A 598-nucleotide genomic window follows, 5' to 3' on the forward strand; every position below is an offset into this window, starting at 1 on the left:
CCACGGCGCACCGGGACGGTTAAACAGTTCGCCCTCAAACCCCTGGGTAAACATCGACATGGCGCTGGCCATTTCATCGGCCCGTGCCCGCCGGTGAGCGGTGATTAACGGCTGCCCGTGGTCATCCTGCTGATGATGACGGGCAATGGCATGCAGCGCGTTCTGTAAGTCTGATGCCACCATCTGGCGCGACTCGTCAAAGCTGGTCCGGGCGGCCTGCATAATGGCTTCACGGATTAATCCCCGATCGGAGCGGGTCAGGCGTTCTTCCTCTCTTTGCTCCCCGCCGGTGATCATCAGCCGGGCGGCAATTTCCATCTCGCCCAGAATATCCCGCTGTTCATCCCCCTCTTCTTCCGGCGGTTCATCGGTATCAGGAATATCCGCTTGATGGATGCGCAATTGGTCGGGACTGAGTTGCAACAACTGACGGGCATCGGCAAACAGGGCCAGACTGACGCCACAGCCCGGTCTGATACCGATTTTATTTACCGTCAGTCCCAGACTTTCGTAGTAATCGGCCAGCAGGCCAAAGCTGTTACCGGCTTCGACAATAAACAGGCGTGGCCGGTGTATTGCCATTAACTGGATCAGCGAG

1 pseudogene is annotated in these 598 nt (G+C 57.9%); it reads right to left on the minus strand.

Annotated features, from left to right (window positions below):
• Positions 1 to 598, minus strand: a pseudogene (locus tag Xinn_RS21385) (conjugative transfer ATPase); the annotation flags it as partial.

The sequence above is a fragment of the Xenorhabdus innexi genome, assembly GCF_002632485.1.
GTDB lineage: Bacteria > Pseudomonadota > Gammaproteobacteria > Enterobacterales > Enterobacteriaceae > Xenorhabdus > Xenorhabdus innexi.